The sequence below is a fragment of the Amycolatopsis rubida genome (assembly GCF_900115345.1).
In the GTDB taxonomy this organism is placed as follows: Bacteria; Actinomycetota; Actinomycetes; order Mycobacteriales; family Pseudonocardiaceae; genus Amycolatopsis; species Amycolatopsis rubida.
On the sequence record NZ_FOWC01000001.1, the window covers coordinates 736,383 to 757,612 of the forward strand.

Genomic DNA, 21,230 nt, shown 5'->3' on the forward strand with positions numbered 1-21,230 from the left:
CCTCACGAGAGCCGCGTGTCCACCCAGCGACGGCACTCCCACCCGCTCTCCGTCGCCTCCAGCTCAACGAACTTCGTATTCGGTATCAAAGCCTCGTTCGCCAGCTCAACAGGCACATTCGAGGCCAGCCACTCCCCCGCGAGCCGGATCGCCCCACCGTGGCTGACCAGCACGATCACCCCATCCGGCGAAGTTTGCTCGTGCTTGGCCCGCAGCTCGTTCGCCGCGCCGAGCATCCGCTCGCGCACCTGCGTGCCGGTCTCCCCACCGGGGATCGGGACGTCGAAGTCGCCTTCGGTCCACGCCTTCACCACGCGCAGGTAGACGCCGATCGAGTCTGTATCGGTGTTGCCCTCTAGATCGCCGGCGTCGACCTCCTTGACACCTTCGATCACCTGCACCTCGAACCCGAACGCCTCGGCCAGCGGAGCCGCGGTCTGCTGCGCACGCACTGCTTCCGACGCGTACACCGCCACGATCGGCTCGGCTCGCAGCTGCTCAGCGAGCGCCGCAGCCTGCTCGCGGCCGAGTTCGGTGAGCGGCGGACCGGGCAACGCGGTGTCCAGCGCGCGGCGGACGTTGCCCTCGGTCTGTCCATGCCGGACCAGCAGCAGCCTCATGCCGTCGCCTTCTTGAGGAGTTTCACGCTGGCAAGCCTGGAGCCAACGGCATGAACAGCGATGATTCGCTGGCAAGCTGCGCTCATGCGCCCTCTCCCTTCAAAACCGCGTCGACCCACGCCTGCGCGTCGAGGAAATCCTGGTTCCCCGCGCCCTCCTCGATGGTGGCCGCGACCTCGTCCGCCCGCGGGTGCGAGCCAAGAAACCGCAGGTGACAGCGGCGGCGCAGGGCGGTCATCGCGTCGATGATCCGGGGTTCGGCGACGTGGCCTTCGAAGTCGATGAAGAACCGGTATTCGCCGAAGTTGCTGCGGGTCGGCCGGGCGTCGATCCGGGTCAGGTTGATCCCGCGGCCGGCCAGTTCGACCAGCAGATCCGACAGCGTCCCGGTGCGGTTGACCGCGGCCGCGACGATCGAGGTGCGGTCGGCGCCGGTGGGCGCGGGCAGTTCGCCGGGGCGGCGCACCATCAGGAACCGGGTCTGCGCGTCGCGGACGTCGGCGACGCCGGTCGCCAGCTCCTCCAGCGGGTAGTGCTCGATCGCGACCGGCGCGGACACCGCCGCGTCGAAATCGCCCTCGACCACGCCGACCGCCGCCGCCGCGGTGGACGACGAGGCGACCGGGGTGGCGTCCGGCAGGTTCGCCTCCAGCCACTCGCGCACCTGTGCGAGCGCGTGCGGATGGCTCGCGACGGTGCGGATTTCGCCGCTGCCCGGCCGTTTGAGCACGCTGAAGTGGATGGGCAGGATCGTCTCGGCCGTGGCGACGAGCGGGTCCCCGTCGCTGAGCCCGTCGAGTGTCGTGGGCACCACGCCCTCGACGGAATTCTCGATGGGCACGCACGCGGCGTCCGCGGCTCCGTCGCGGACGGCCTGCAACGCCAGCCGGACGGTCTCGTAGGGGGTCAGGTCCTCGCCCGGCGCGAGCGCGCGGGCGGCCTGCTCGGTGAACGTGCCCTGAGGGCCGAAATACGCGATCCGCAACACGAAGGTCAGGCTAGCGACCGCGCGCGTGGCGCTTTTCACTCGGACAGCCGGTGGCTAAACCAGTTACGCCGGGTGGCGTTTTTTGCCATGCTGGAAGGGTGACCGCCGACTCAGGCACACACGCCGGGCACGGGGAAGCCGTTTCGCCGGGTTCTCCCCGAACGCCGGAATTAGTGCTGTGCGCCGTCGATGAACCGCTGGCCGCGGCGTGGACCTCCGCCGTGGCGGGTTTCGGCGGCTCCGTCCGGGTGCACCGCGGTTCGGTGCTCGACATCTCCGCCCAGGCGGTGGTCAGCCCGGCCAACTCCTACGGCTGGATGCGCGGCGGGATCGACGCCGTCTACGCGCGGGCGTTCCCCGGCATCGAGCAGAGCGTGCGCAGCGCGGTACTGGCTTCCTACGGCGGTGAGCTGCCGATCGGCGAGTCGGTGATCGTCCCGACCGGCGAATCCGAACCGGCGTGGCTGATCAGCGCGCCGACCATGCGCGAACCCGGCGAACGGCTGCCCGCCGACACCGTCCACCCGTATCTCGCGGCGCGCGCGGTGTTCCTGCAATGGCAGCGCGGACAGCTGGATTCCGGCCCGGTCGCCTCGGCCGTGCGGACGATCGCGATGCCCGGGCTCGGCACCGGCGTCGGCGGCGTGGCCCCGGCCACGTGCGCCCGGCAGGTCGCCGCCGCGTGGCAGGAGGTTTTCGGGGCCGACGGTCACCTTCGGTGACCGAATATCTGCCGGCTCAAGGGTGCGTGCATCACATCACAGCGCGTTCACGCGCGGTAAGCCCTACCGTTGATACGGCGTTACGGAAGTAGCGCAGACGGAGCCAGCGCAGGCGACGGCCGAGGAGTGTGCGATGCCCACACGGGTCCGTGAACTCAGCCCTTATGTAGAGCTGCATCGGGAACAGTGGCGGGAGCTGCGCAGCTCCACTCCGCTGCCGCTGACCGCGGACGAGCTGGTCCGGCTCCGCGGGCTCGGGGAGCAGATCGATCTCGCCGAGGTCGCCGACGTGTACCTGCCGCTTTCGCGGCTGATCAATCTCCAGGTGAAGGCCCGGCAGCAGCTGTACGAGGCCACCACGACATTTCTCGGCGAGGACTGCCGGGGCACCAAGGCGCCGTTCGTGATCGGCATCGCGGGCAGCGTCGCGGTCGGCAAATCGACCACCGCCCGGATCCTGCGCACCCTGCTCGCCCGCTGGCCCGACCACCCGCGCGTCGACCTCGTGACGACCGACGGGTTCCTCTACTCGCGTACCGAGCTGACCCGGCGCGGGATCATGCACCGCAAGGGTTTCCCGGAAAGCTACGACCGGCGCGCGCTGCTGCGGTTCGTCACCGAGGTGAAGTCCGGGGCCGAGCGGGTGTCCGCGCCGGTGTACTCGCACCTGGCCTACGACATCCTCCCGGACCAGGAACAGGTCGTGGAGCGGCCGGACATCCTCATCATCGAGGGGCTGAACGTCCTGCAGCCCGGCCCGAGCCTGACCGTCTCGGATCTGTTCGACTTCTCGATTTACGTCGACGCGCACATCGACGACATCGAGCACTGGTACGTCGAGCGATTCCTGAAGCTGCGGCACACCGCGTTCGCCGATCCCGCCTCGCACTTCCACCACTTCGCCGGCCTGCCCGACGACGAGGCCCGCGAAGAGGCGCGGCACCTGTGGCGCACCATCAACGAGCCGAATCTGATGGAGAACATCAAGCCGACTCGGCCCCGTGCGACTCTCGTGCTCCGCAAGGACGCCGACCACGCCATCAACCGTGTTCGATTGCGGAAACTCTGACTTTCACCCACACGCGTCTCTCCGGCCTCGTTCTGCACAGCGGCCGGAGTAATTGACCAATCAGCCAGAGTCTTCGTAACCACTTGGCCGATACCAGCGCCTCGGTCCGCAAGCGACCCTGAAAGCAGCAGGAAGTCGCACTTGACCTGCGAAGGAGGCCACGATGTTGACTATCGTCCTGACCTGGGTCGGCGCGGTATTGGGATTGACGCTGCTGGTCGCGATGGCCGCGGGGGCGTTCGTCGTCGACTTCGACGACGCACTGCGCGAACGGCGCGTGAAGGCACGCGGCACGGCGGAGCCGACCAGCTGAGGCCCGAGCTTCGGGTCCAGGCAAGATGTGCGGCATGAGTCCGGTGAGCCGCGCGCGCAAGAAGAGTTCCCTACCCACCGCCCCCAGCGTCAACGGTCTGTTCAAGGACGTGCTGCGGGACTTCTCCGCGGTCGCGGCCGAGCCCGGTCCGTTCGACATCGACCTGCTCGGTTCCGAGGTCGTCGGGCAGTGGCGGGACGTCGTCGTGGCGGACGAACCGGAAAGCCAGCTCGGACTGGAGCTGATCGCGTTCGCGCAGCGCAAGATCACGCCCGGCGCGGCGGCGCTGCTGGCCGCGCTGAAGGTGCTGGCCGAGTCCGAAGAGGAGCGTTCGGCGGCGGCCGAGGCGCTCGGCGTCGTGCTCGGCCGGGGCATCCCGGAGCCGGAGTGGGCCGCCGAGGTCGGGCAGGTCAGCGTCGGGGAATGCTGGCGCACCGGGGATGTCTACGGCGACGAGTCGTCGCTGCTGTGCGTCTTTTCCCGCGGCGACCACGCGCTCGGCCTGCTCGCGCTGCTGGACTTCACCGAGGGCGGCCGGGTGCGCGACCTGGTGGTCATCGAGGAGCCGCACGAGGTGCTCGCCGAAATGCGCTCGCAGGTCGAGGATGACGGCGAACTGGTCGTACTGGAGAAAATCGAGCCCGCCGACGCGCACCGGCTGCTGGTGTCCGGGATCGCGGCCACGGACGCGCTGGACGAGCCGGACGTCGGCGAGGACTACCCGCGGTTCCACGCCATCGCGCTGGCCTGGGCGCGTTCACTGCCGGACCCGGCCGAGGTTCCGCCGGTCGCCGAATGGACTGCCGCGCAACGCGAGGAAGCGGTCACCCGGTTCCTCGCCGGCACGAACCTGCCCGACGCCGACGCCGCCCGCGAAATCGCCAACCTGCTGGTCGAGCACGGCTGCCGCACCGAACCGGCGAACCCGCTGCGCGTCGGCCCGGAAAAGCTGGCGCGGTTCCTCGAATCCTTGCTGGAGGGCGAGTACGAGCTGGAAGACGAGGACGCCGTCGCCCCGGTGGTGCTGTCCTGGGCAGGCTGGGCCGCGGCTCGCGCCGGACTGTCCGAAGTCGCCACGGCCGCGCTGCTGGAAGAAGTCACCGAGTATCTTGGCGAGTACCTCTCGGACGACGACGAGGAAGAGGACTTCAGCGACTACCTCGACGGCACTGAATCCGCCGACGAGGCACTGGAAGTGGTGGCCCGCCGCCAGTTCGCGGTGCCCGAACTGTCCACAGTGATCGGTGACGAGGAACTGGCCGACCTCGACCCCGGCGACCCGGAACAGCGTCGGCTGCTGGTGATCGGCGCACACCCGGAGTACCACGAATCGCTGGCCGCGGAAGAATTCGACGGCGCGGACGGCCTCCGCCTCGCCCTTGAGACGTCCATTGTGGACCAGCTGTGGGACGACGAGCCCGCCGAAGTGTGGACCGCCGCGCAGAACCTGCTGCAGCAGGACCTTTCCCGCACCGACGTCCTCGACCGCCTGGTAACCGTCCTCGAAGGACAGTTGACCGAAACCGAGGAAGAAAACCAGCTCGACTACGACCTGGACGCCTACCGTGCCGCCTTGGCCGAACTCTAGCCCTTCGGAAGCGCGATCCGGGCCGACCGGATCTCCGCGAGCAACCGGGTCTTGCGGCGGTGGACGTTCACCAGCTCGGCGACGTAGCCGGTGAACTCCTCCGCCGTGCCCGCTTGCTTGTGCAGGGTGCGCAGTTTTTTGAGGCACTGCGCCGCTTCCCGGTACGCGCTGGCTTCTTTGTGCGCGATCAGCTGCTCGATGCGGTCGCGGTATTCCGGAATGGACTCTTCTTCTCGCGGGGCCGCTGTCCGCTGTGGAGTCAACATCCGCGCCGCGTACGCGATCGCCTCGCTGTGCCGCCCAGCCGCCCGCAACACCCGGACGATCCTGAGGCTGACGTCCACTCGCGGCGGTTTGGCCGCGAGAATGGCGACCAGCCCGTCCACGTCCCCGCTGGCCTCGGCGATCTCCTCCCGCAGCCGCTCCGCGATCTCAAGCTTTTCTCCCGGCGCGCCAGCTATTTCGTCCACCATGGACTTCATCCGCGCGAGCCCGGCGTCCCCGAGTGCCGCCGCGAAGTCGGCCACCGCGACCGCCCGCCCGCTGAACGCCGCCTCCAGCACCCAGTCCGCGAGCTGCTCCGGATCCGGCGGCCGAGCCGCACAAGCCCGCGCGTACAACGCGACAGCCTGGTCAAGCCGCACCTCGAGGTCCGCCGCGAGCGCACCGTGCTGCTCAAGCATGCCCACGATGTCATCCACCGCCCGCCGGGCGAGCGGCGCGAGATCAGCGCGGCTGCCGGAGTCGAGCAGCCGCCGCACAGTATCGAGAACCGCACCGATTTTGGCGGTGTACTCGACCGGGTCGGGGACGCTCACGCGAACAGTCTGCCGTATGGCCCGTAACCAGCGTGTGGGCCAACGGCGTACTCTTTTCGGCCCAACCCGGACACCCCAGGTGAGCACCGCGTGATAGTCAGGTCCAGTGACCCTAGACGAGCTCACCCAGCGCCTCCGCGACTTCGCCGCCGCCCGGGACTGGGAACCGTTCCACACCCCGAAAAACCTGACGATGGCCCTGTCCGGCGAAGCAGGCGAGCTGATCGCCCTGTTCCAGTGGCTGACCCCGGAGGAAGCCGCGGACTGGCGCGCGGACCCGGTCCGGGAGTTCAACGTCCAAGACGAAATCGCCGACGTAATGCTGTACCTGGTCCGGCTGGCGGATGTGCTGGGGATCGACCTGCTGGAAGCAGCGAACGCGAAGGTGGACCGGAACGAGAAGAGGTTCCCTCCGCTAGCCCGCTGACCCGGCCGTCGCCCGCTTCGTCTCGTCGAGGTACCACCCGCCGACCAGCGCACCGGCCGCGAGAACAGCCAGCACGATCCCCGGACCCACCCCGGTGCCGCCGAACATCGCGATCACCGTGATGATCATCAGGATCAGTCCGGCCCCCATCAGCACCCGCCCGATCAGCCGGTCACGGCTCGACGGCGTTTTCGGGCGCCTCGGCTCCGGGGCCGGAACGAATCCCCACAGCGCCGCGGCCTGGTCCAGCCGGACGACGTGCGCACCGAGTTCGAGCGCCCGGGAGAGCCGCGGTTCGGACTCGCGCACCCCCGCGTCGTACACCAGGTGTGTGACCGAACCCGTCAGCTTTTTCGCGAGCTGGAACCCTTCCGACAGCACCCGCGCGCGCAACTGGTCCGCGTCCGCCGTCGTGCCGAGCACCAGTACCCTCGTCGGCTTGTCGCCGGTCGCGGTGACCTTGAGGTCCACCACCACTTCCAGCGCCCCGAGTGCGTCCGCGACCTGACGCAGTTCGCGGTACTCGGCGGAGGTCACCACTCCGTCGGCCTCCGCGACCCGGCGCAGCTCGGCGACGAAGCCGGTGTGGATGCGCTGTACCTCTGCCGCGGCCATCCCGGCTTCGGCCGCGAGAGCAGCGAGCGCCCAGATCTCCTCGTCGGTCAGGAACTGGTCCCCGACCGCTTCGGCGAGCAGGTCGAGGTAAGCCTGCGCGACCGGTCCGCCGTCTGCCGCGGGAACCCGGTCCACGGCCTCGGCCATCCAGCCCTTCTCCGCGCCTGCCGCCGACCGGCGCAGAGCTGCCGTTTGGGACGCGTACCGCGGCAGTTCCGGAAAACGCACCGGCTGCGCGAACCGCAAGCCGTGCGTACCGACGAGCGCGATCATCGCCTGCGCGCACGCCCGGGCGGCCGGTTCGGCGAGGTAACCGGGGAAGTCCTCGATGTCGAAGGCGCGGGCGACGGTGGCGAGACGGTAGTTGGGCAGCGGCAATACCGCCCTCGCCGTGTCCTTGAGCGAGATCCCCGGCAGCCGAGGCAGCCGGACGCCTGACTGGCTGATCTCGACCAGGAGTCCTTCCACCGAGGACAGGTCGAGCGCCACGACGACCGCGCCCCGGCACAGGTCGAACAGCTGGCCGAGGATGTCTCCCAAGGCCGGCGCGTCAGCCAGTTCCGCCGCGGTGATGCGGTGCGGGTTGCGCCGGTTCGCGTCCGCGGCGACGACCGTCGCGAACTCGCCGAGGAACGTCCCGTCCCCGCGGAACCGGATCGCGGCGACCTCCAGGACACGGCCGGTGTGCAGTCCGGTCGTCTTCACGTCGAGTGCGGTGAATTCCGTGTCGCGCGCGGGCACCTGCCCGGTCGAGGACAGGGACAGTCGTTCGATCAGCTCGGCCATCGTGGATGCGCTTTCTCCTGGACAGTTCCCCTGACCATCGCGAGAAGCCGGCGAATCGTCACAGGCCGGACGGAAAACGCTGTCTTTGTGACAGATCCGTGACTCTTTCTTGGCTCTGGACAATCTGGCCGCCCTGCCGCGTAACACTTGCCATCGTTTTTGCGAACACCATTCGGCACCCGCCTCAGGAAGAGGAATTCCGAATGCACTCCACGCCCGCGCCGCCGTCGCGGCCCAAGCTGAAGCCCCCGACCTGGCTGGCGGTCGTCCTCAGCGTCTTCGCGGTTCTCTTCATTCTCGGCGCGGTTTTCGGAAAGCCGGCACCGACGCCGAAGCCGGTCGCCGCACCAGCCGCCTCGTTCCCGACCTCGGCTCCGGCAACCACGTCGGCCAGCCCGGTGCCGGTGACCTACACCGTGGACAAAATCACCGACGCGGCCAATGTCGAATTGACCGGTTCCGACGGCAGCCATCGCACCGTGCACATCCTCGGCATCGAGGTGGCGACCGGAAACAACTGCTACGCAAGTGAAACGACTGTCTGGGCCAACAACAAGCTTGCCAGTACGGCGGTGAAGATCACCACGGACACCACTGACGGCGTCGCATTGGCCTTGAGCGACGGCACCGACTACGCGACCGCGGCGCTCTCGGCCGGATACGCCCGGCTGTCCGGCAATGTCGTCTCCGATTCGCTGCGCAACGCGGCGGACACGGCCCAGCAAGCTGCGACCGGAGTGTGGGCGGAACCGTGCAAAGGCATGATCACTGCGCCGACGCCGGTGCCGACTTTTACTCCGCAGAAGGAAACGCCCGCTCCTCCGCCGCCGCCGCGCACGTCTGAACAAGCCGCCCCGCCACCGGTCGAGGACGAGCCGGAACCTGAGCAGCCGAGCAATGTGTATTACAAGAACTGTGCGGCAGCGAAAGCTGCACACGCGGCTCCGCTCCACCGCGGCGAACCGGGCTACCGTCCCGGACTGGACCGCGACGGCGACGGCGTGGCCTGCGAGCGGTAACTCCTGGTGTCCTGCGGCACCACCGGCAGACGAACCGCCGCACAGCCCGTAACCTGGAGATATGCCGATCCAGGTGCTGCTAGTAGACGACCACGAACTCGTCCGGCGGGGCCTGCGCGACCTGCTCAGCGACGAGGCCGACCTGGAAGTGGTCGCCGAGGCCGGGAGCGTCGAGGAGGCGCTCGCGGTGGCCATGCACGTCGAGCCGGACGTCGCGGTCGTCGATGTTCGGCTCGGGGACGGCGACGGCATCACGCTCTGCCGCGAGCTGCGGTCCAAACCGAATCCGCCGGCCTGCCTCATGCTCACCGCGTTCGACGACGAGGAAGCCATGGTCGGCGCGATCATGGCGGGTGCTTCGGGCTATCTGCTCAAGCAGGTTCGCGGCCAGGACGTAGTGAACGCGGTCCGCGAGGTCGCCGCCGGCCGGTCGCTGCTCGACCCGGTCAGCACCGCTCGTGTGCTCGACAAACTGCGCCATCCACCGACCGACGAGCTGGCCGCCCTCACCGACCGCGAGCGCGACGTCCTGGAGCTGATCGGACAGGGACTGTCGAACCGCGAAATCGCCGAACGTCTTTTCCTCGCCGAGAAAACGGTGAAGAACTACGTGACGTCCGTGCTCGCGAAGCTCGGCATGCAGCGCCGCACCCAGGCCGCGGCGTGGATTGCCCGGCGCGGCAAGTGAATCAGCTGCCCGCGACGGCGCGGCCGTAGCGTTCGGACAGCTGTTGCAGCCGCGAGATCAGCTCCGGCGGCGATTCGACGGTGAAGTCCATCATTAGCATTCCAATGTAGACAGCCACGGTGTCCAAACTGTCCGCGCCGGTGACGAGCACGCAGTGGTGTTCGTCGATGGGTTCGACGACGCCGACCGTCGGATTGATCCGAGCCAGCACCTGGTCCGCCGGGGCGTCGATGCGCAGGCGCGCGTGCACGAGCCAGCCGCTCGCCGCGATCGTGCGCATCGCGAAGGCGGTGTAATCCCCGCCGGGCAGGGGATTCGGCTCGAACCGGCGACGGGTCGGCATCCGCGGCTGCATCAGGTCGACGCGGTAAGTCGCCCAGTCGCCGTCCCGCGGGTCGCGAGCGACCAGGTACCACCGCCGTTGCCAGCTCAGCAACCGGTACGGCTCGACCAGCCGCAACTCGTCCGCGTAGGCGAACCGGAGCCATTCGACGTGCCGGATCGCCCGCGCGACCTCCTGCAGCACGCCACCGTCGACCTCCGGATCGGGCGCATCGGTGCCAGTGTTCTCCGGACCGCGGTCGATGGTCGAGCGCAGGGCGGCGACCGTCGGACGCAGTCTCGACGGCAGGACCCGTTCGAGCTTCGCGAGCGCTCGCGTGCCGGCCTCCTCGATCCCGGAGACGCCCGCCGCGGCCCGCAGCCCGACGGCGACCGCCACCGCCTCCTCGTCGTCCAGCAGGAGCGGCGGCAGCTTCCCGCCCGAGCCGAGCCGGTAGCCGCCGACGTTCCCGCGCGTCGCCTCGACGGGATAACCCAGGTCACGCAGCCGTTCGACGTCGTTCCGGATCGTGCGGGCCGAAACGCCCAGGCGCTCCGACAGTTCCCTGCCGCTCCGCCCAGCGGCGGTCTGCAGGAGAGCGAGAAGCGCCAGCAACCGCGCCGTCGGATCGGCCATCGAAACTCCCTGTTCTATTAGGAACTAATCCTACCTAATAGCCTCCTAGTGTTCTTCTCATGACGAACGCGACCGCCTCCCTCGCCCTCCGCCCCTTCACCGTCGAGATCACCGACGCCGAACTCGCGGACCTGCACGACCGCCTCGCCCGCACCCGCCTGCCGCAGCCGTCGCCGACCGACGACTGGGACGCCGGCACCCCGAACGCCTACCTGCGGACAGCGCTCGAAGCGTGGCGGGCCTTCGACTGGCGCGCCGCCGAAGCGCGGATCAACTCCGTCCCGCACTTCACCACCGAGATCGACGGCCAGACGTTCCACTTCATCCACCTCCGCTCCGCCCACCCCGGCGCGACACCGCTGCTGCTCGCGCACACCTACCCCGGCTCGTCGGTCGATTACTTAGATCTGATCGACCGCCTCGTCGACCCGGTCGCGCACGGCGGCCGCGCCGAGGACGCCTTCGACGTCGTCATCCCCGACGCGCCCGGCTACGGCTTCTCCCAGCCCGTCGCCGAGCCGGGCTGGACAGTCGCCCGCGTCGCCGCCGCGTACGACCGCTTGATGCGCGGCCTCGGGTACGGCAGCTACGGGATCCACGGCTCGGACAACGGCGCGATGGTCGCCAGGGAACTAGGCCTGCTGAACCCGGACGGTTTCCTCGGCCTGCACGTTCTGCAGCTGTTCTCGTTCCCCTCCGGCGACCCGGCGGAGTTCGAACGCCTCGAACCGGCCGACCACGCCGGCCTCGCGCACATGCAATGGTTTCAATCAGTCGGTGGCTACAACACGATGAACGCCTCGCGCCCGCAGACGGTTTCCGTTGGCCTCAGCGACTCCCCGATCGGATTACTCGCCTACAGCGAGCTGTTCAACTCCTTCGGCAACGGGACCTCGCTCGTGCCGCTGGAAACGATCCTGCTGGAGGTGAGCGTGAACTGGTTCGCCAACGCCGCTTCCGGGATGAGCCGCAGCTACCTGGAGAACGCCCGCGCGCAGGCCGAGCCGCGGGTGAGCGACGCGCGCACCGGGGTGGCGGTGTTCAAGGACGACTTCCAGACCATCAGAACCTTCGCCGAACGCGACAACACCACCATCGTGCACTGGAGCCGCTTCGAGGAAGGCGGACACTTCGCGGCGATGGAACGCCCCGGCCTCCTCGCCGGCGATATTCGCGCTTTCTTCGCTAACCGCGACTGACCCCTGCTGAATCCGCGTCCCAACCCCGCCCGCGTTGCTGCGGACGGGGTTCTCGGCATCCAGGACAGAGCTGTGGGTAGCCGACTTGCGTGGATTGGTTCACCCAATTGAGTGCCGAATGGATGTTCGATTCTTCGCTACCATGGGGAACAGCTCGGTGGCAGACGAGAGAATTCGAGGAAGGAGCGTGTTCGATGACTCGTGAAGGCTGAATCTCTTGGTGCGCAGTGTGTTCACAGCGGTGGGTTCACAGCGGTGGGTTCACAGCGGCGCGAGGTTGATGCAGCGTGTTTGCTGCGAGCGATTCGGGACGAACGCGATTCAGGGCAACGATTCAGGGCAACGCAGAGGCAGCACGTTCACTGCGATCCAAGGCGGCGGGTTCGAGGCGACGGTGGCGTAGCGACGGGTTCGAGGCGGCAATCCCGAAATGGCACAAGGCCAACGTGGCGCTGTTTCACGACACTAGGTCGCCGCAACGCGGGGTCGACGACACAGTGCAGAACGAAGCAATGCCACGCGGCTGACGTGACGAGTCCGATGCAATGTCAGCTTGATGCGATGCGGTTACCGCGACGTGCGCGCGGCACGGTAACTGCCGCTTCGGCTCGCGGCTGAGTGGGCTATTGCCTTGCATGCCATGGCAATGCTGTTACCGCGGTCGGTGTAACGCGAAGTGTTGCGGCACGGCGGCGTTGCGGCACGGCGGCGTTGCGGCACGGCGGCGTCGCGGCACGGCGGCGTTGCGACGTTGCGGCACGGCGGCGTTGCGGCGGCGTTGCGACGTTGCGGCACGGCGGCGTTGCGACCTAGCGGCAGCGTTTAGACGTTGCGGCGGTGCGGCGGCGGCATCGGCGATGCGGTTTCGCGATGCGGCATCGGCGCAGCGTCGTCGCAAACGTGGCGGTGTCGCAGTGCGGTCGCGTGGCGGAGGCGCGGCGCAATGCGGCGGCATCGCGCTGTGGCTGTGGCGTGGCGACGGCGCGGGGCGACGGCGCAGCTCAGTGTGGCGTGGCCGCGGCGTCGTGGTGTGGTGTTACGGCGTCGCAGCACAGTGCGGCGTCGCGGCGTCGCGGCGGCACAGTGCGGCGACGTCGGCAGTGCGGTCGCATCCCGCTGCGGCGGCGCGGCACAGTCGCGTCGGCGACGATGCGGCGGCGTCGCCGTGGCACAGTGCGGTGCGGCGGCGTGCGCCACTGCGCAATGTGGTCGCGTCGCAGCGCGGCATCATCGCACTACCACTGCGGCCTCGTCGTGGCGGAAGTCCCGTCACCACTGCAATGAGAGCCGTCGCGCCGCAGTATCAACGTTGCGGCATGGCCGTCTTACCGTCGCTCACCGCGACGCGCTTGGACTGCATCACTCGCCACCACAACGCAGCTACCGAAACCCTTGCGCAGCACCACGACCACCGAAACGCTCACTCAAGCGGCAGATCAAACGCGACCAAAGTCCCCAAACTCGGCGAAGAATTGAGGAAAAACCGGCCACCAGCGGCATCAGCACGTTCGGCCAGATGCCGCAGCCCCCGGGTCGCGACCCCTTGCGGCACCCCGGATCCGTTGTCGCGCACGCGAAGCTTCACGCCCTCGGCGTCGCGGGTCAGCGTCACGCGGGTCTCGCTTGCGCCGGAGTGGCGGACCACATTGGACAGTGCCTCGCGCAGTGCGGCGCGGATGTGGTCGGCCCGCTCGGCCGGGATGTCGGCGAACTCGCCCGACAGCTCCAGGGTCGGCGGATACCCGAGCAGCTCGCCTGCGATGCGCACTTCGCCGCGCGCGGATTCGGCGAGGTCGGTCGGGGCTCCCGGGTCGTGGCGTGGCTCCGGCGAGCGCAGTGCGCGCACGGTGCCGCGGATTTCCTCGATGGTCTGGTCCAGCTGGTCGATCGCGTCGGACAGCCGGGCCCCATCGGCCTGGGCGAAGCGTTTGCGCATGTTGCGGCGGACCCGGTCCAGCTGCATGCCGGTGCCGTAGAGCCGTTGCACGATCACGTCGTGCAGCTCGCGGGCGATGCGTTCGCGCTCTTGGTAGAGGGTCACGCGATGCCGCGCGTTCGCGCCCTCCGCCAGCGCGAGCACCACCCCGGCCTGCGCCGCGAACGCCGCGAGCATCTCGACCGTGCCCGCGGAAAACGGCTCGCGACCTTGCCGTCGGTACACGGTGAGCGCGCCAAGCACTCGCCCGCCGGAGCCGAACGGCGCGGCCGCGAACGGTCCGTACCCGCGCAGTTCGTCCGGCACGTACGGTGCCGTGCGCGGATCGACGATGAAGTCCTCCGCCGCGATCGGCTCGCTGCCGCGCGCGACCTGGCCTGCCGCGGAATCCATTTCGAGCGTCAGCCCGCGCAGCTCGCCGACCGGGCCGCCTTCACCGTCGCCCGTCGGCACCTCGGCGAGAAAGCCGTCGACCCCATACGCCGCCTCGACCACGACGCGCCCGTCATCGGCACTGACCATCGCCAGGCCGAGGTCGGCGTCCGCCAGTTCGACGGCTCTGGCCACGACTGTTTCCAGCACCCCCTCCGGTTCGTCCCCGGACAGCGCGGTGCTGGTGATCTCCGTGGCCGCGGAAAGGGCACGCGCGGCGAGTGTCGGGTCCATGAGCAACTCCGACCTTAGCGCGGAGCCCTGCCCCAGACCCGAAATCGTGACCGTCACCAACAACCCCCCGTCACGCCGCCACCCGCGGCAACGCCCGCCGCACGACGTGCCCGTCCCGGACCTCGAAAACGATGTCCGCTTGCAGCTCTTCATCCGCATTGTGCGTGACGTGCACAACCGTCCGTCCAGCGAGTTCTGTACGCAACATCGCGCGCAGCGCCCGCGCCGTCGGCTCGTCGAGATGCGACGTCGGCTCGTCAAGCAACACCAACTCCGCCGAGGGAGCCGCCAGCAACGCCCGTGCCAACGCCACCCGCTGCGCCTGTCCGCCGGACAATCCGGCCCCGGCGCTGTCGAGCACCGTCGCCAAATCCAGCTCCGGCAACTGCGCCTGATCAAGCGCCCGCCGCAAATCGGACGTCTCCGCCATCGGATCCGCGAGCCGCAAATTCTCCGCCACAGTGGTCGACACGAGCATCGGCTCCTGCGGTGCCCAAGCCACCTTCCCCGGCACGACGATCTCCCCGCGGCGAGGCTGAAGGAACCCCAGCAAGGCCGCCACCAACGTCGACTTCCCAGCCCCACTCGGCCCGACGACCGCCACATAAGCCCCGGTCGGCACGCTCAACTCGACGTCCTTCAGCACCGCCTCGCCGCCGGGCCACCCCAGCTCGGCACCCCGCAACCGGACCGCGTCCGCGAGATTGCGGTCCGGCTCGCCTGTGGACCGAGCGACAACGTGGCCCGCCTCGTCCACCGGTTCAGCACTCGCGCGGCGTACTGCTTCGTACGCGCCCCCGGCAGAACCAGCCGCACCACGCGGACGCCCCACCACCGGCTTAGCAATCACGCGGCCAGCTGCTTCATACACACCGCGCGAACGCCCCGCTTCCGACTCAACAATCACACTGCCCGCTGCTTCATACACACCGCGCGAACGCCCCGCTTCCGACTCAACAAGCACGCTGCCAGCTGCTTCGTACGAGCCCCCGGCAGAACCAGCCGCACCCTGCGAGTTCTCCGCCGTCGACTCGCCGACCACCGCGCCGAGCCGAACCCGAGCCGCTCGCAGCGTGTCCCCATGCACCGCCGCCTGCGGCAACAGCGCCAACACCTCGGCCAGAGCCAACGGCACCAACGCCAGCAGCGGAGCCATCACTCCCGCCAGCTCCCCACGGCCGACCGCGCTCGCAGCCAGCATCGTGCTGACCACCGCGGCTGCCCCGGTCGCCAGCGTGATCAGCGCATCCGCCGCGCCCGCTCCGAAGGCCTGCCGTCGAGTGTCGGCAGCCAGTTGCGTGTCCGTCGAGGCCAGGTCACGGCGACGCGAAGCCGCCCGGCCATAAGCGAGCAGTTCCGCCGCCGACGAGAACAGCACCAGCACCTGAGCCGCGACGTCACGCCGTCCAGCCGCGAGGGCCGAAGTCGCCCGGCGCTCCAAACGCAACGCGACCGCCGGCGCTGCCAAGCCGACCAGCACAGTCAAGGCCAGCACCAAACCGGCCGACTGCAGCACTAACGTCTGTACCGCGATAGCCCCGGCCGCGACCAACCCGACCACGATCGGCGGCGACACGACCCGCGGCAACAGATCCCGCACCGTGTCGACGTCCGTCACCAACCGGCGCTGGCTCTCTCCGGCTTCGAGGCTTCGTGCTGGACCCAAGCGCACCAACGCATTCCACAGCCGGACCCGCAACCGTCCGGCGATCCGGAAGGCGGCGTCGTGCGTCACGAGCCGTTCGACATACCGGAGTCCGGCCCGGCCAAGCCCGAACGCGCGCACCCCGACGACCGCGACCGTCAAGGTCAGAATCGGCGGCTGCGACGACGCTTTGGCGATCAGCCAGCCAGAGGTCGCGGTGAGCGCAATCCCTGCCAAGAGCGCCAATGCGCCTAGCAGGGCACCGGAGAACAGCCGTCGGTCGAGCAACATCCGCCAGGGAAGCGGTCGGGCATCGACAGTGTCCGAGGTGGACTCAACTACCGCCGCGGGAGACGAGTCCGAAACAGTAACTGCGGCAGAACGTTCGTGCGCAGCGATTACCGCCGCCGCACCGTTTTCGACGGCCCGCTCGACGGCGTCGATGACCCGCCGCGCGTTGACGTCGTCCAGGTGCGCGGTCGGCTCGTCCAGCAGCAGCAACCACGCGCCCGACTGAACGCGCAGCAACGCGCGAGCCACGGCGACGCGCTGGCGTTGTCCCTGGGAAAGCCGGTCGACCGGACGGTCGGCGAGGCCGTGCAGGCCCAGTTCGCCGAGCACGGTGTCGATGTCCGATCCAGCGACGGCAAGCTCTTCCCGCACTGTGCCGCCGCTGAAAACCGGCGACTGCGGGACCCATGCGATACCAGCACGCCACCGTTCGAGGTCGGCTTCGGCGAGCGGCACGTCACCGGCCCGCACCGACCCATCGTAGGACGGCACGAAGCCCAGCAGAGTCGCGAGCGTGGTCGATTTGCCGCCACCGCTCGGCGCGCGCAGCCACACGATCTGGCCGCGCCGGACGGAGAAACTCTCGCCGTCGGGAGCGAATCCGCCGCGTCGGGCGACTTTTAGGTCAGACACAACCAACGATCCACAAGGCGCGGTCCGCGTTCCTTCGGTCGGGACTGGCTCCGCGAGCACCGCGCTCACCCGGCGGACCGCTTCCACGCCGTCCTCGCTCGCGTGGAATGCCGCGCCGACCGCGCGAATCGGCTGGTAGCACTCGGGAGCGAGGATCAGCACGCCAAGCCCGATCGCCAGCGGGAGCGATCCCGACACCAGCCGGACGCCGATGACGACAGCCACCAAGGCGACCGACAGCGTCGCCGCGAGTTCGAGCACGAACGCCGAGGAGAACGCGACTCGCAACGTCTTGAGTGTCGCGCGACGATGCCGGTCCGACAGTTTCCGCACGGTTTCGGCCTGTGCCTCAGCCCGCCGGAACGCGGTGAGCACTGGCAACGCCCGCACCAGTTCAAGCAGCAGGCCGGACATCCGGTGCACCGCGTCCGTGGCGCCGGAAACGCGGTCGGCGGTGAATTTTCCGACCAGGACCGCGAACATCGGCAGCAACGGGACCGTCGCGGCGATGATCACCGCCGACGGCCAATCTGTCCACAGGATCGCCGCGCCTGCCGCGACCGGGACGACCGCGGCAGTGACAAGCGCGGGCAGGTACTCGCGGAAATAGGAATCGAGTGCGTCGAGGCCGCGTGTCACGAGGGTCGTGAGTTCGCCGTGGCCGCGGCGGGCGAGCCATTCCGGGCCGAGGCGCAACGCGTGGTCGACGACGCGGGCGCGCAGGTCGCGTTGCGCGGTCGCGGCGGCGCGGGCGGAGACCACCCGCACCGCCCAGCTGGTGCCTGCGCGGCCCACGACGAGCGCGAACAGAACAGTCAGCTGGACGGTGCGGCCCCCTTCCCCCAGCCCCCGGGAGACTACGTCCGCGAGGATGTCCGCCAGCAGAAAAGCTTGTCCGACAAGGAAAACCGCGTTCCCGAACGACAGCACCGCGACCAGGATCAGCGCTCGGCGCGCGGCCGGCCCCAAGGCCGAGAGCGCGCCGAGCGGACCCTTGCCCGGCCGCACAGGGTCCATGGGGGACCCGGTGGCGGAAAGGGGTGCGCGGCCGGGAAGCTCGGTCATGGTGCGTGCACCGCCGGGATGTGCTGGACGCCGATCCGCTTGCGGAACACCCAGTAGGTCCAGCCTTGATAGATCAGCACAGCTGGCGCCCCGAACGCGCCGACCCAGGTCATCACCGTCAGCGTGTAGTGGCTGACCGCGCTGTTCATGATGGTCAGCGAGTGCGCCGGGTCGAGGGTGGAGGGCAGGACGTTCGGGTAGAGCGCGCCGAAGAAGGTCACCGCCGCGGCCGTGATGACTACCGCGAGCGCGGCGAACGCCTGCCCGTCGCGGTCGACGTAGAGCCGCAGCCACGCCACCGCCGCGGCGAGGACGACGATCGCCAGCGAGATGAGCGTCCACAGTTTGCCTTCGCGGACCTGGACGACCACCAGGAACGCGACCAACGGCAGCAGCCCGACCGGGAGGAAGCGCAGCGCGATGGTGCGCGCACGTTCCCGCAGGTCACCGGTCGTTTTCAGGGCAAGGAACGCCGCGCCGTGCACGAGCGAGAACCCGACGATCGCCACCGCGCCCAGCAACGTGTCCCACCGGACCGACTCGAACGGCGATCCGACGCGGTTGCCTTGTGCGTCGAGCGGCAGGCCGAGCACGGTGGTCGCGAGCAGCAGCCCGACGCCCAGCGGCGGGATCCAGGAACCGATGATGATCACGCGGTCCCAGACGCGCCGCCAGCGTTCGGAGTCGACTTTGCCGCGGTACTCGAACGCGACGCCGCGTCCGATGAGCGCGATGAGGACGAGCAGCAACGGGAGGTACGCGCCGGAGAAAAGCGACGCGTACCAGCCGGGGAACGCCGCGAAGGTCGCACCGGCCGCGACGATCAGCCAGACCTCGTTGCCGTCCCAGACCGGCCCGATCGTGTTGACGAGGACGCGCCGCTCGGTGTTCGTCTTCCCGAGCACCGGCAGCAGCATCCCGACGCCGAAGTCGAATCCTTCGAGGAAGAGATACCCCAGCCAGAACAACGCGACGATCGCGAACCACAGCGTTTCGAGTGTCATGCCCACTCACCTCGTCCGGCACCTGCCTGCGTCATCCGGTCGGCCACCGGGTTGTCCCCACGATGGCCCTGAGTTATCCACAACCCGTCGAGTTGTCCACAGATTTGCTGTGGGTAACCCGCGAGAGCCACCACACGATTACGCTGGGTACGGGGCGTCCCCCCGGTGAGGGTGGGGGCTGCGTACGCGCGGGAGGGGGTTGGGGCAAAGGTTCGCGTCGGCTGGTGCGGCGGGTTCGGGTGAGCTGGGGTGAGGTCGCTCGCAGCCGAGGACGTGAGGTTGTTCGTCGCGGCGGAGCTATCCGGGGCGACGGCCCGCCCGCCCAGCACAACCAAGGACGTCAGGGCGTGCGCCACCACGGAACGATCCGGCACGACGGCCCGCCCGCCCAGCACAACCAAAGACGCGAGGTCCCGCACCGCGCCGGCGGAACGATCCAGCACGACGGCTCCGTCCGACTCCGCCGGGGCCGCGCCGGGCCTGCTCAGCGTCGCGTTCATCTCCACCTCCGTCATGGCCATCGCAGCGGGAGCACCGGCGGTCCAGGCCAGTGGAGCGGGCCGCGCCCAGACCCGGCCCTCCGGGTCCTCTGGCGGCACCCCGGCCCGCTCCACCGGGTCAGTAGGCGAACGAAAGCGCCTGGTCATCGGAATCATCCGAACCGTCCGAATCCTTGGCTGAAGAGGCAGCGGGCGGCAGCACCGCGTCCACCCCGCCTCGGATGTACTTGCGCATCAGGTACAGCTCCACCACGCCCAGCACCGCGTACAGCACTGTCAACGAGATCAGCGACGTCAGCACCTCGCCGACCGTCAGCTTCGACACCGCCTGCGCTGTGAACATCCACATGCCCTCGACGCCGGTCGGGTTGGGGGCCACCACGAACGGCTGCCGGCCCATCTCGGTGAAGATCCAGCCCGCGCTGTTGCCGATGAACGGGGTCGCGATGCCGCCGAGCACCATCAGCGGGAACCAGCGTCCGCCGGGAATCCGGCCGCGCCGGGTGAGCCACAGGGCCAGCAGGCCGATGCCCGCGGAAATCGCGCCGAAGCCGATCATGATCCGGAAGCCCCAGTACGTCACCGGCAGGCTGGGCACGTAGTCGATCGGTTTGCCGGCAAGCGAACCGAGCGCCGGGTCGTCCGGGTAGTTCGTGCCGTATTTCGCCTGGTATCCCGAAACCAGGTTCTCCACGCCCTTGACCTCGGTGGAGAAGTCGTTGTGCGCAAGGAAGGACAGCAGCGCGGGCACGTTGAACGTCTTGACGTCCTCGCAGTTCGCGTTGGCCACGTCGCCGACCGCGATGATCGAGAAGCTCGCCGGCTTTTCCGTGTGGCACAACGCTTCCGCCGACGCCATCTTCATCGGCTGCTGCTCGAACATCAGCTTGCCCTGCATGTCGCCGGTGATCGCCAGTACCGCGAACGCCACCACGCCGACCCAGCCGCCGAGGCGCAGCGACGAGCGCCAGACCTCGCGGTGTGCGTCCGACGACGACCGCCGCCGCCACAGGTGCCATCCGGCCACGCCGACCAGGAACGCCGCCGCCACCGAGAACGCGCCGGCGAGCGTGTGCGGGATCGCGGCGAGCGCCGTGTTGTTCGTGAGCACCGCGCCGATGGAGTTCATCGTCGGCTTGCCGTTCACGAACTCGACGCCCACCGGGTGCTGCATCCACGAGTTCGCGGCGAGAATGAAATACGCCGAGGCCATCGTGGCCAGCGAAAACGCCCACGCACACGCCAGGTGGATCTTCTTGGGCAGCCGGTCCCAGCCGAAGATCCACAGGCCGAGGAAGACCGACTCGACGAAGAACGCGAGGAGGCCTTCCATCGCGAGCGGCGCGCCGAACACGTCGCCGACGAACCGGGAGTAGGCGCTCCAGCTCATCCCGAACTGGAACTCCTGCACGATCCCGGTCACCACGCCCATGGCGAAGTTGACGAGCAGCAGCTTGCCCCAGAACTTCGTCATCTTGAGGTGCCGCAGCTTGCCGGTGCGCACCCATGCCGTCTGCATGGCCGCGACCAGCACCGAAAGTCCGATGGTCAGCGGGACCATCAGGAAGTGGTAGACGGTGGTGATGCCGAACTGCCACCGCGCGAGCTCAAGGACATCCACGGGTTCGATCCTCCGCGCGCGCCCCGGCTCCGGCTAGTTCAACACGTCCTGAACCAGCC

Annotated in this window: 17 protein-coding genes; 8 read left to right on the forward strand and 9 right to left on the reverse strand. The window is 69.0% G+C overall.

What is annotated here, in order from left to right:
* Positions 1-2 precede the first annotated feature (2 nt).
* Together BM362_RS03680 and pheA are read right to left on the reverse strand one after the other, a co-directional pair.
* Positions 3-620, reverse strand: coding sequence for a histidine phosphatase family protein (locus BM362_RS03680; RefSeq protein ID WP_067578576.1), 618 nt, complete (start codon positions 618-620; stop codon positions 3-5).
* A gap of 82 nt (positions 621-702) precedes the next feature.
* Positions 703-1,608: a prephenate dehydratase gene (gene pheA, locus BM362_RS03685; RefSeq protein WP_067578785.1), complete on the reverse strand. Its 906-nt coding sequence runs from the start codon at positions 1,606-1,608 to the stop codon at positions 703-705.
* Positions 1,609-1,706: 98 nt separating this feature from the next.
* Between pheA and BM362_RS03690 the strand changes: the two genes are divergently transcribed.
* From BM362_RS03690 to BM362_RS03700, 4 genes are all read left to right on the forward strand, one after another.
* Positions 1,707-2,330 carry a macro domain-containing protein gene (locus tag BM362_RS03690; RefSeq protein WP_067578574.1) on the forward strand — a complete coding sequence of 208 codons (624 nt, stop codon included), beginning with the start codon at positions 1,707-1,709 and terminating at the stop codon, positions 2,328-2,330.
* 133 nt (positions 2,331-2,463) lie between these two features.
* Complete coding sequence (coaA, locus tag BM362_RS03695) at positions 2,464-3,399, forward strand: type I pantothenate kinase (RefSeq protein ID WP_093572197.1); 936 nt, start codon at positions 2,464-2,466, stop codon at positions 3,397-3,399.
* A gap of 163 nt (positions 3,400-3,562) precedes the next feature.
* Positions 3,563-3,712, forward strand: a complete 150-nt coding sequence (locus BM362_RS47260) for a hypothetical protein (protein ID WP_009085794.1) — start codon at positions 3,563-3,565, stop codon at positions 3,710-3,712.
* A 34-nt stretch (positions 3,713-3,746) separates the two neighbouring features.
* Positions 3,747-5,300, forward strand: coding sequence for a DUF1841 family protein (locus BM362_RS03700; RefSeq protein WP_167545196.1), 1,554 nt, complete (start codon positions 3,747-3,749; stop codon positions 5,298-5,300).
* On the opposite strand, the gene BM362_RS03705 is transcribed toward BM362_RS03700, so the two are convergent.
* Positions 5,297-6,118 (reverse strand): hypothetical protein, encoded by an 822-nt coding sequence (locus BM362_RS03705; RefSeq protein WP_244287033.1) that lies wholly within the window; start codon positions 6,116-6,118, stop codon positions 5,297-5,299. The two genes, BM362_RS03700 and BM362_RS03705, sit on opposite strands and share 4 nt — an antisense overlap.
* A 106-nt stretch (positions 6,119-6,224) precedes the next feature.
* Between BM362_RS03705 and BM362_RS03710 the strand changes: the two genes are divergently transcribed.
* On the forward strand, positions 6,225-6,545 hold the full coding sequence (locus BM362_RS03710; RefSeq protein WP_067578566.1) for a nucleotide pyrophosphohydrolase: 321 nt from the start codon (positions 6,225-6,227) through the stop codon (positions 6,543-6,545).
* Here BM362_RS03710 and BM362_RS03715 read toward each other — a convergent pair.
* On the reverse strand, positions 6,534-7,946 hold the full coding sequence (locus tag BM362_RS03715; protein ID WP_244287034.1) for a 3'-5' exonuclease: 1,413 nt from the start codon (positions 7,944-7,946) through the stop codon (positions 6,534-6,536). The two genes, BM362_RS03710 and BM362_RS03715, sit on opposite strands and share 12 nt — an antisense overlap.
* Positions 7,947-8,149: 203 nt before the next feature.
* Between BM362_RS03715 and BM362_RS03720 the strand changes: the two genes are divergently transcribed.
* Together BM362_RS03720 and BM362_RS03725 are read left to right on the forward strand one after the other, a co-directional pair.
* Positions 8,150-8,965 (forward strand): excalibur calcium-binding domain-containing protein, encoded by an 816-nt coding sequence (locus BM362_RS03720; protein ID WP_093572200.1) that lies wholly within the window; start codon positions 8,150-8,152, stop codon positions 8,963-8,965.
* A gap of 61 nt (positions 8,966-9,026) precedes the next feature.
* Complete coding sequence (locus tag BM362_RS03725) at positions 9,027-9,653, forward strand: response regulator (RefSeq protein ID WP_009085782.1); 627 nt, start codon at positions 9,027-9,029, stop codon at positions 9,651-9,653.
* Position 9,654: 1 nt separating this feature from the next.
* Here BM362_RS03725 and BM362_RS03730 read toward each other — a convergent pair whose 3' ends face one another.
* On the reverse strand, positions 9,655-10,611 hold the full coding sequence (locus tag BM362_RS03730; protein ID WP_093572201.1) for a helix-turn-helix transcriptional regulator: 957 nt from the start codon (positions 10,609-10,611) through the stop codon (positions 9,655-9,657).
* A gap of 59 nt (positions 10,612-10,670) precedes the next feature.
* On the opposite strand from BM362_RS03730, the gene BM362_RS03735 reads away from it, so the two are divergent.
* Positions 10,671-11,810: an epoxide hydrolase family protein gene (locus BM362_RS03735; RefSeq protein WP_067578559.1), complete on the forward strand. Its 1,140-nt coding sequence runs from the start codon at positions 10,671-10,673 to the stop codon at positions 11,808-11,810.
* Positions 11,811-13,230: 1,420 nt separating this feature from the next.
* On the opposite strand, the gene BM362_RS03740 is transcribed toward BM362_RS03735, so the two are convergent.
* The 4 genes from BM362_RS03740 to BM362_RS03755 form a co-directional block, all read right to left on the reverse strand.
* Entirely contained in the window at positions 13,231-14,412 is a 1,182-nt protein-coding gene (locus tag BM362_RS03740) for a GAF domain-containing sensor histidine kinase (RefSeq protein ID WP_093572202.1), read from the reverse strand.
* A gap of 70 nt (positions 14,413-14,482) precedes the next feature.
* Positions 14,483-17,998, reverse strand: a complete 3,516-nt coding sequence (gene cydD / locus BM362_RS03745; protein WP_093572724.1) for a thiol reductant ABC exporter subunit CydD — start codon at positions 17,996-17,998, stop codon at positions 14,483-14,485.
* A 44-nt stretch (positions 17,999-18,042) separates the two neighbouring features.
* Positions 18,043-19,050, reverse strand: coding sequence for a cytochrome d ubiquinol oxidase subunit II (gene cydB, locus BM362_RS03750; RefSeq protein ID WP_093572203.1), 1,008 nt, complete (start codon positions 19,048-19,050; stop codon positions 18,043-18,045).
* 618 nt (positions 19,051-19,668) lie between these two features.
* A complete protein-coding gene (locus tag BM362_RS03755; protein ID WP_093572204.1) occupies positions 19,669-21,171 on the reverse strand; it encodes a cytochrome ubiquinol oxidase subunit I in 1,503 nt (500 codons plus the stop codon).
* Between the last annotated feature and the right edge of the window lie 59 nt (positions 21,172-21,230).

What these genes read in the sequence shown, in the direction of transcription:
- BM362_RS03680 (WP_067578576.1), bottom strand. Translation starts at nt 620, where the DNA reads ATGAGGCTGCTGCTGGTCCGGCATGGACAGACCGAGGGCAACGTCCGC.
- coaA (WP_093572197.1), top strand. Translation starts at nt 2,464, where the DNA reads ATGCCCACACGGGTCCGTGAACTCAGCCCTTATGTAGAGCTGCATCGG.
- BM362_RS47260 (WP_009085794.1), top strand. Translation starts at nt 3,563, where the DNA reads ATGTTGACTATCGTCCTGACCTGGGTCGGCGCGGTATTGGGATTGACG.
- BM362_RS03700 (WP_167545196.1), top strand. Translation starts at nt 3,747, where the DNA reads ATGAGTCCGGTGAGCCGCGCGCGCAAGAAGAGTTCCCTACCCACCGCC.
- BM362_RS03715 (WP_244287034.1), bottom strand. Translation starts at nt 7,946, where the DNA reads ATGGCCGAGCTGATCGAACGACTGTCCCTGTCCTCGACCGGGCAGGTG.
- BM362_RS03720 (WP_093572200.1), top strand. Translation starts at nt 8,150, where the DNA reads ATGCACTCCACGCCCGCGCCGCCGTCGCGGCCCAAGCTGAAGCCCCCG.
- BM362_RS03725 (WP_009085782.1), top strand. Translation starts at nt 9,027, where the DNA reads ATGCCGATCCAGGTGCTGCTAGTAGACGACCACGAACTCGTCCGGCGG.
- BM362_RS03730 (WP_093572201.1), bottom strand. Translation starts at nt 10,611, where the DNA reads ATGGCCGATCCGACGGCGCGGTTGCTGGCGCTTCTCGCTCTCCTGCAG.
- BM362_RS03735 (WP_067578559.1), top strand. Translation starts at nt 10,671, where the DNA reads ATGACGAACGCGACCGCCTCCCTCGCCCTCCGCCCCTTCACCGTCGAG.
- BM362_RS03740 (WP_093572202.1), bottom strand. Translation starts at nt 14,412, where the DNA reads ATGGACCCGACACTCGCCGCGCGTGCCCTTTCCGCGGCCACGGAGATC.
- cydD (WP_093572724.1), bottom strand. Translation starts at nt 17,998, where the DNA reads ATGGACCCTGTGCGGCCGGGCAAGGGTCCGCTCGGCGCGCTCTCGGCC.
- cydB (WP_093572203.1), bottom strand. Translation starts at nt 19,050, where the DNA reads ATGACACTCGAAACGCTGTGGTTCGCGATCGTCGCGTTGTTCTGGCTG.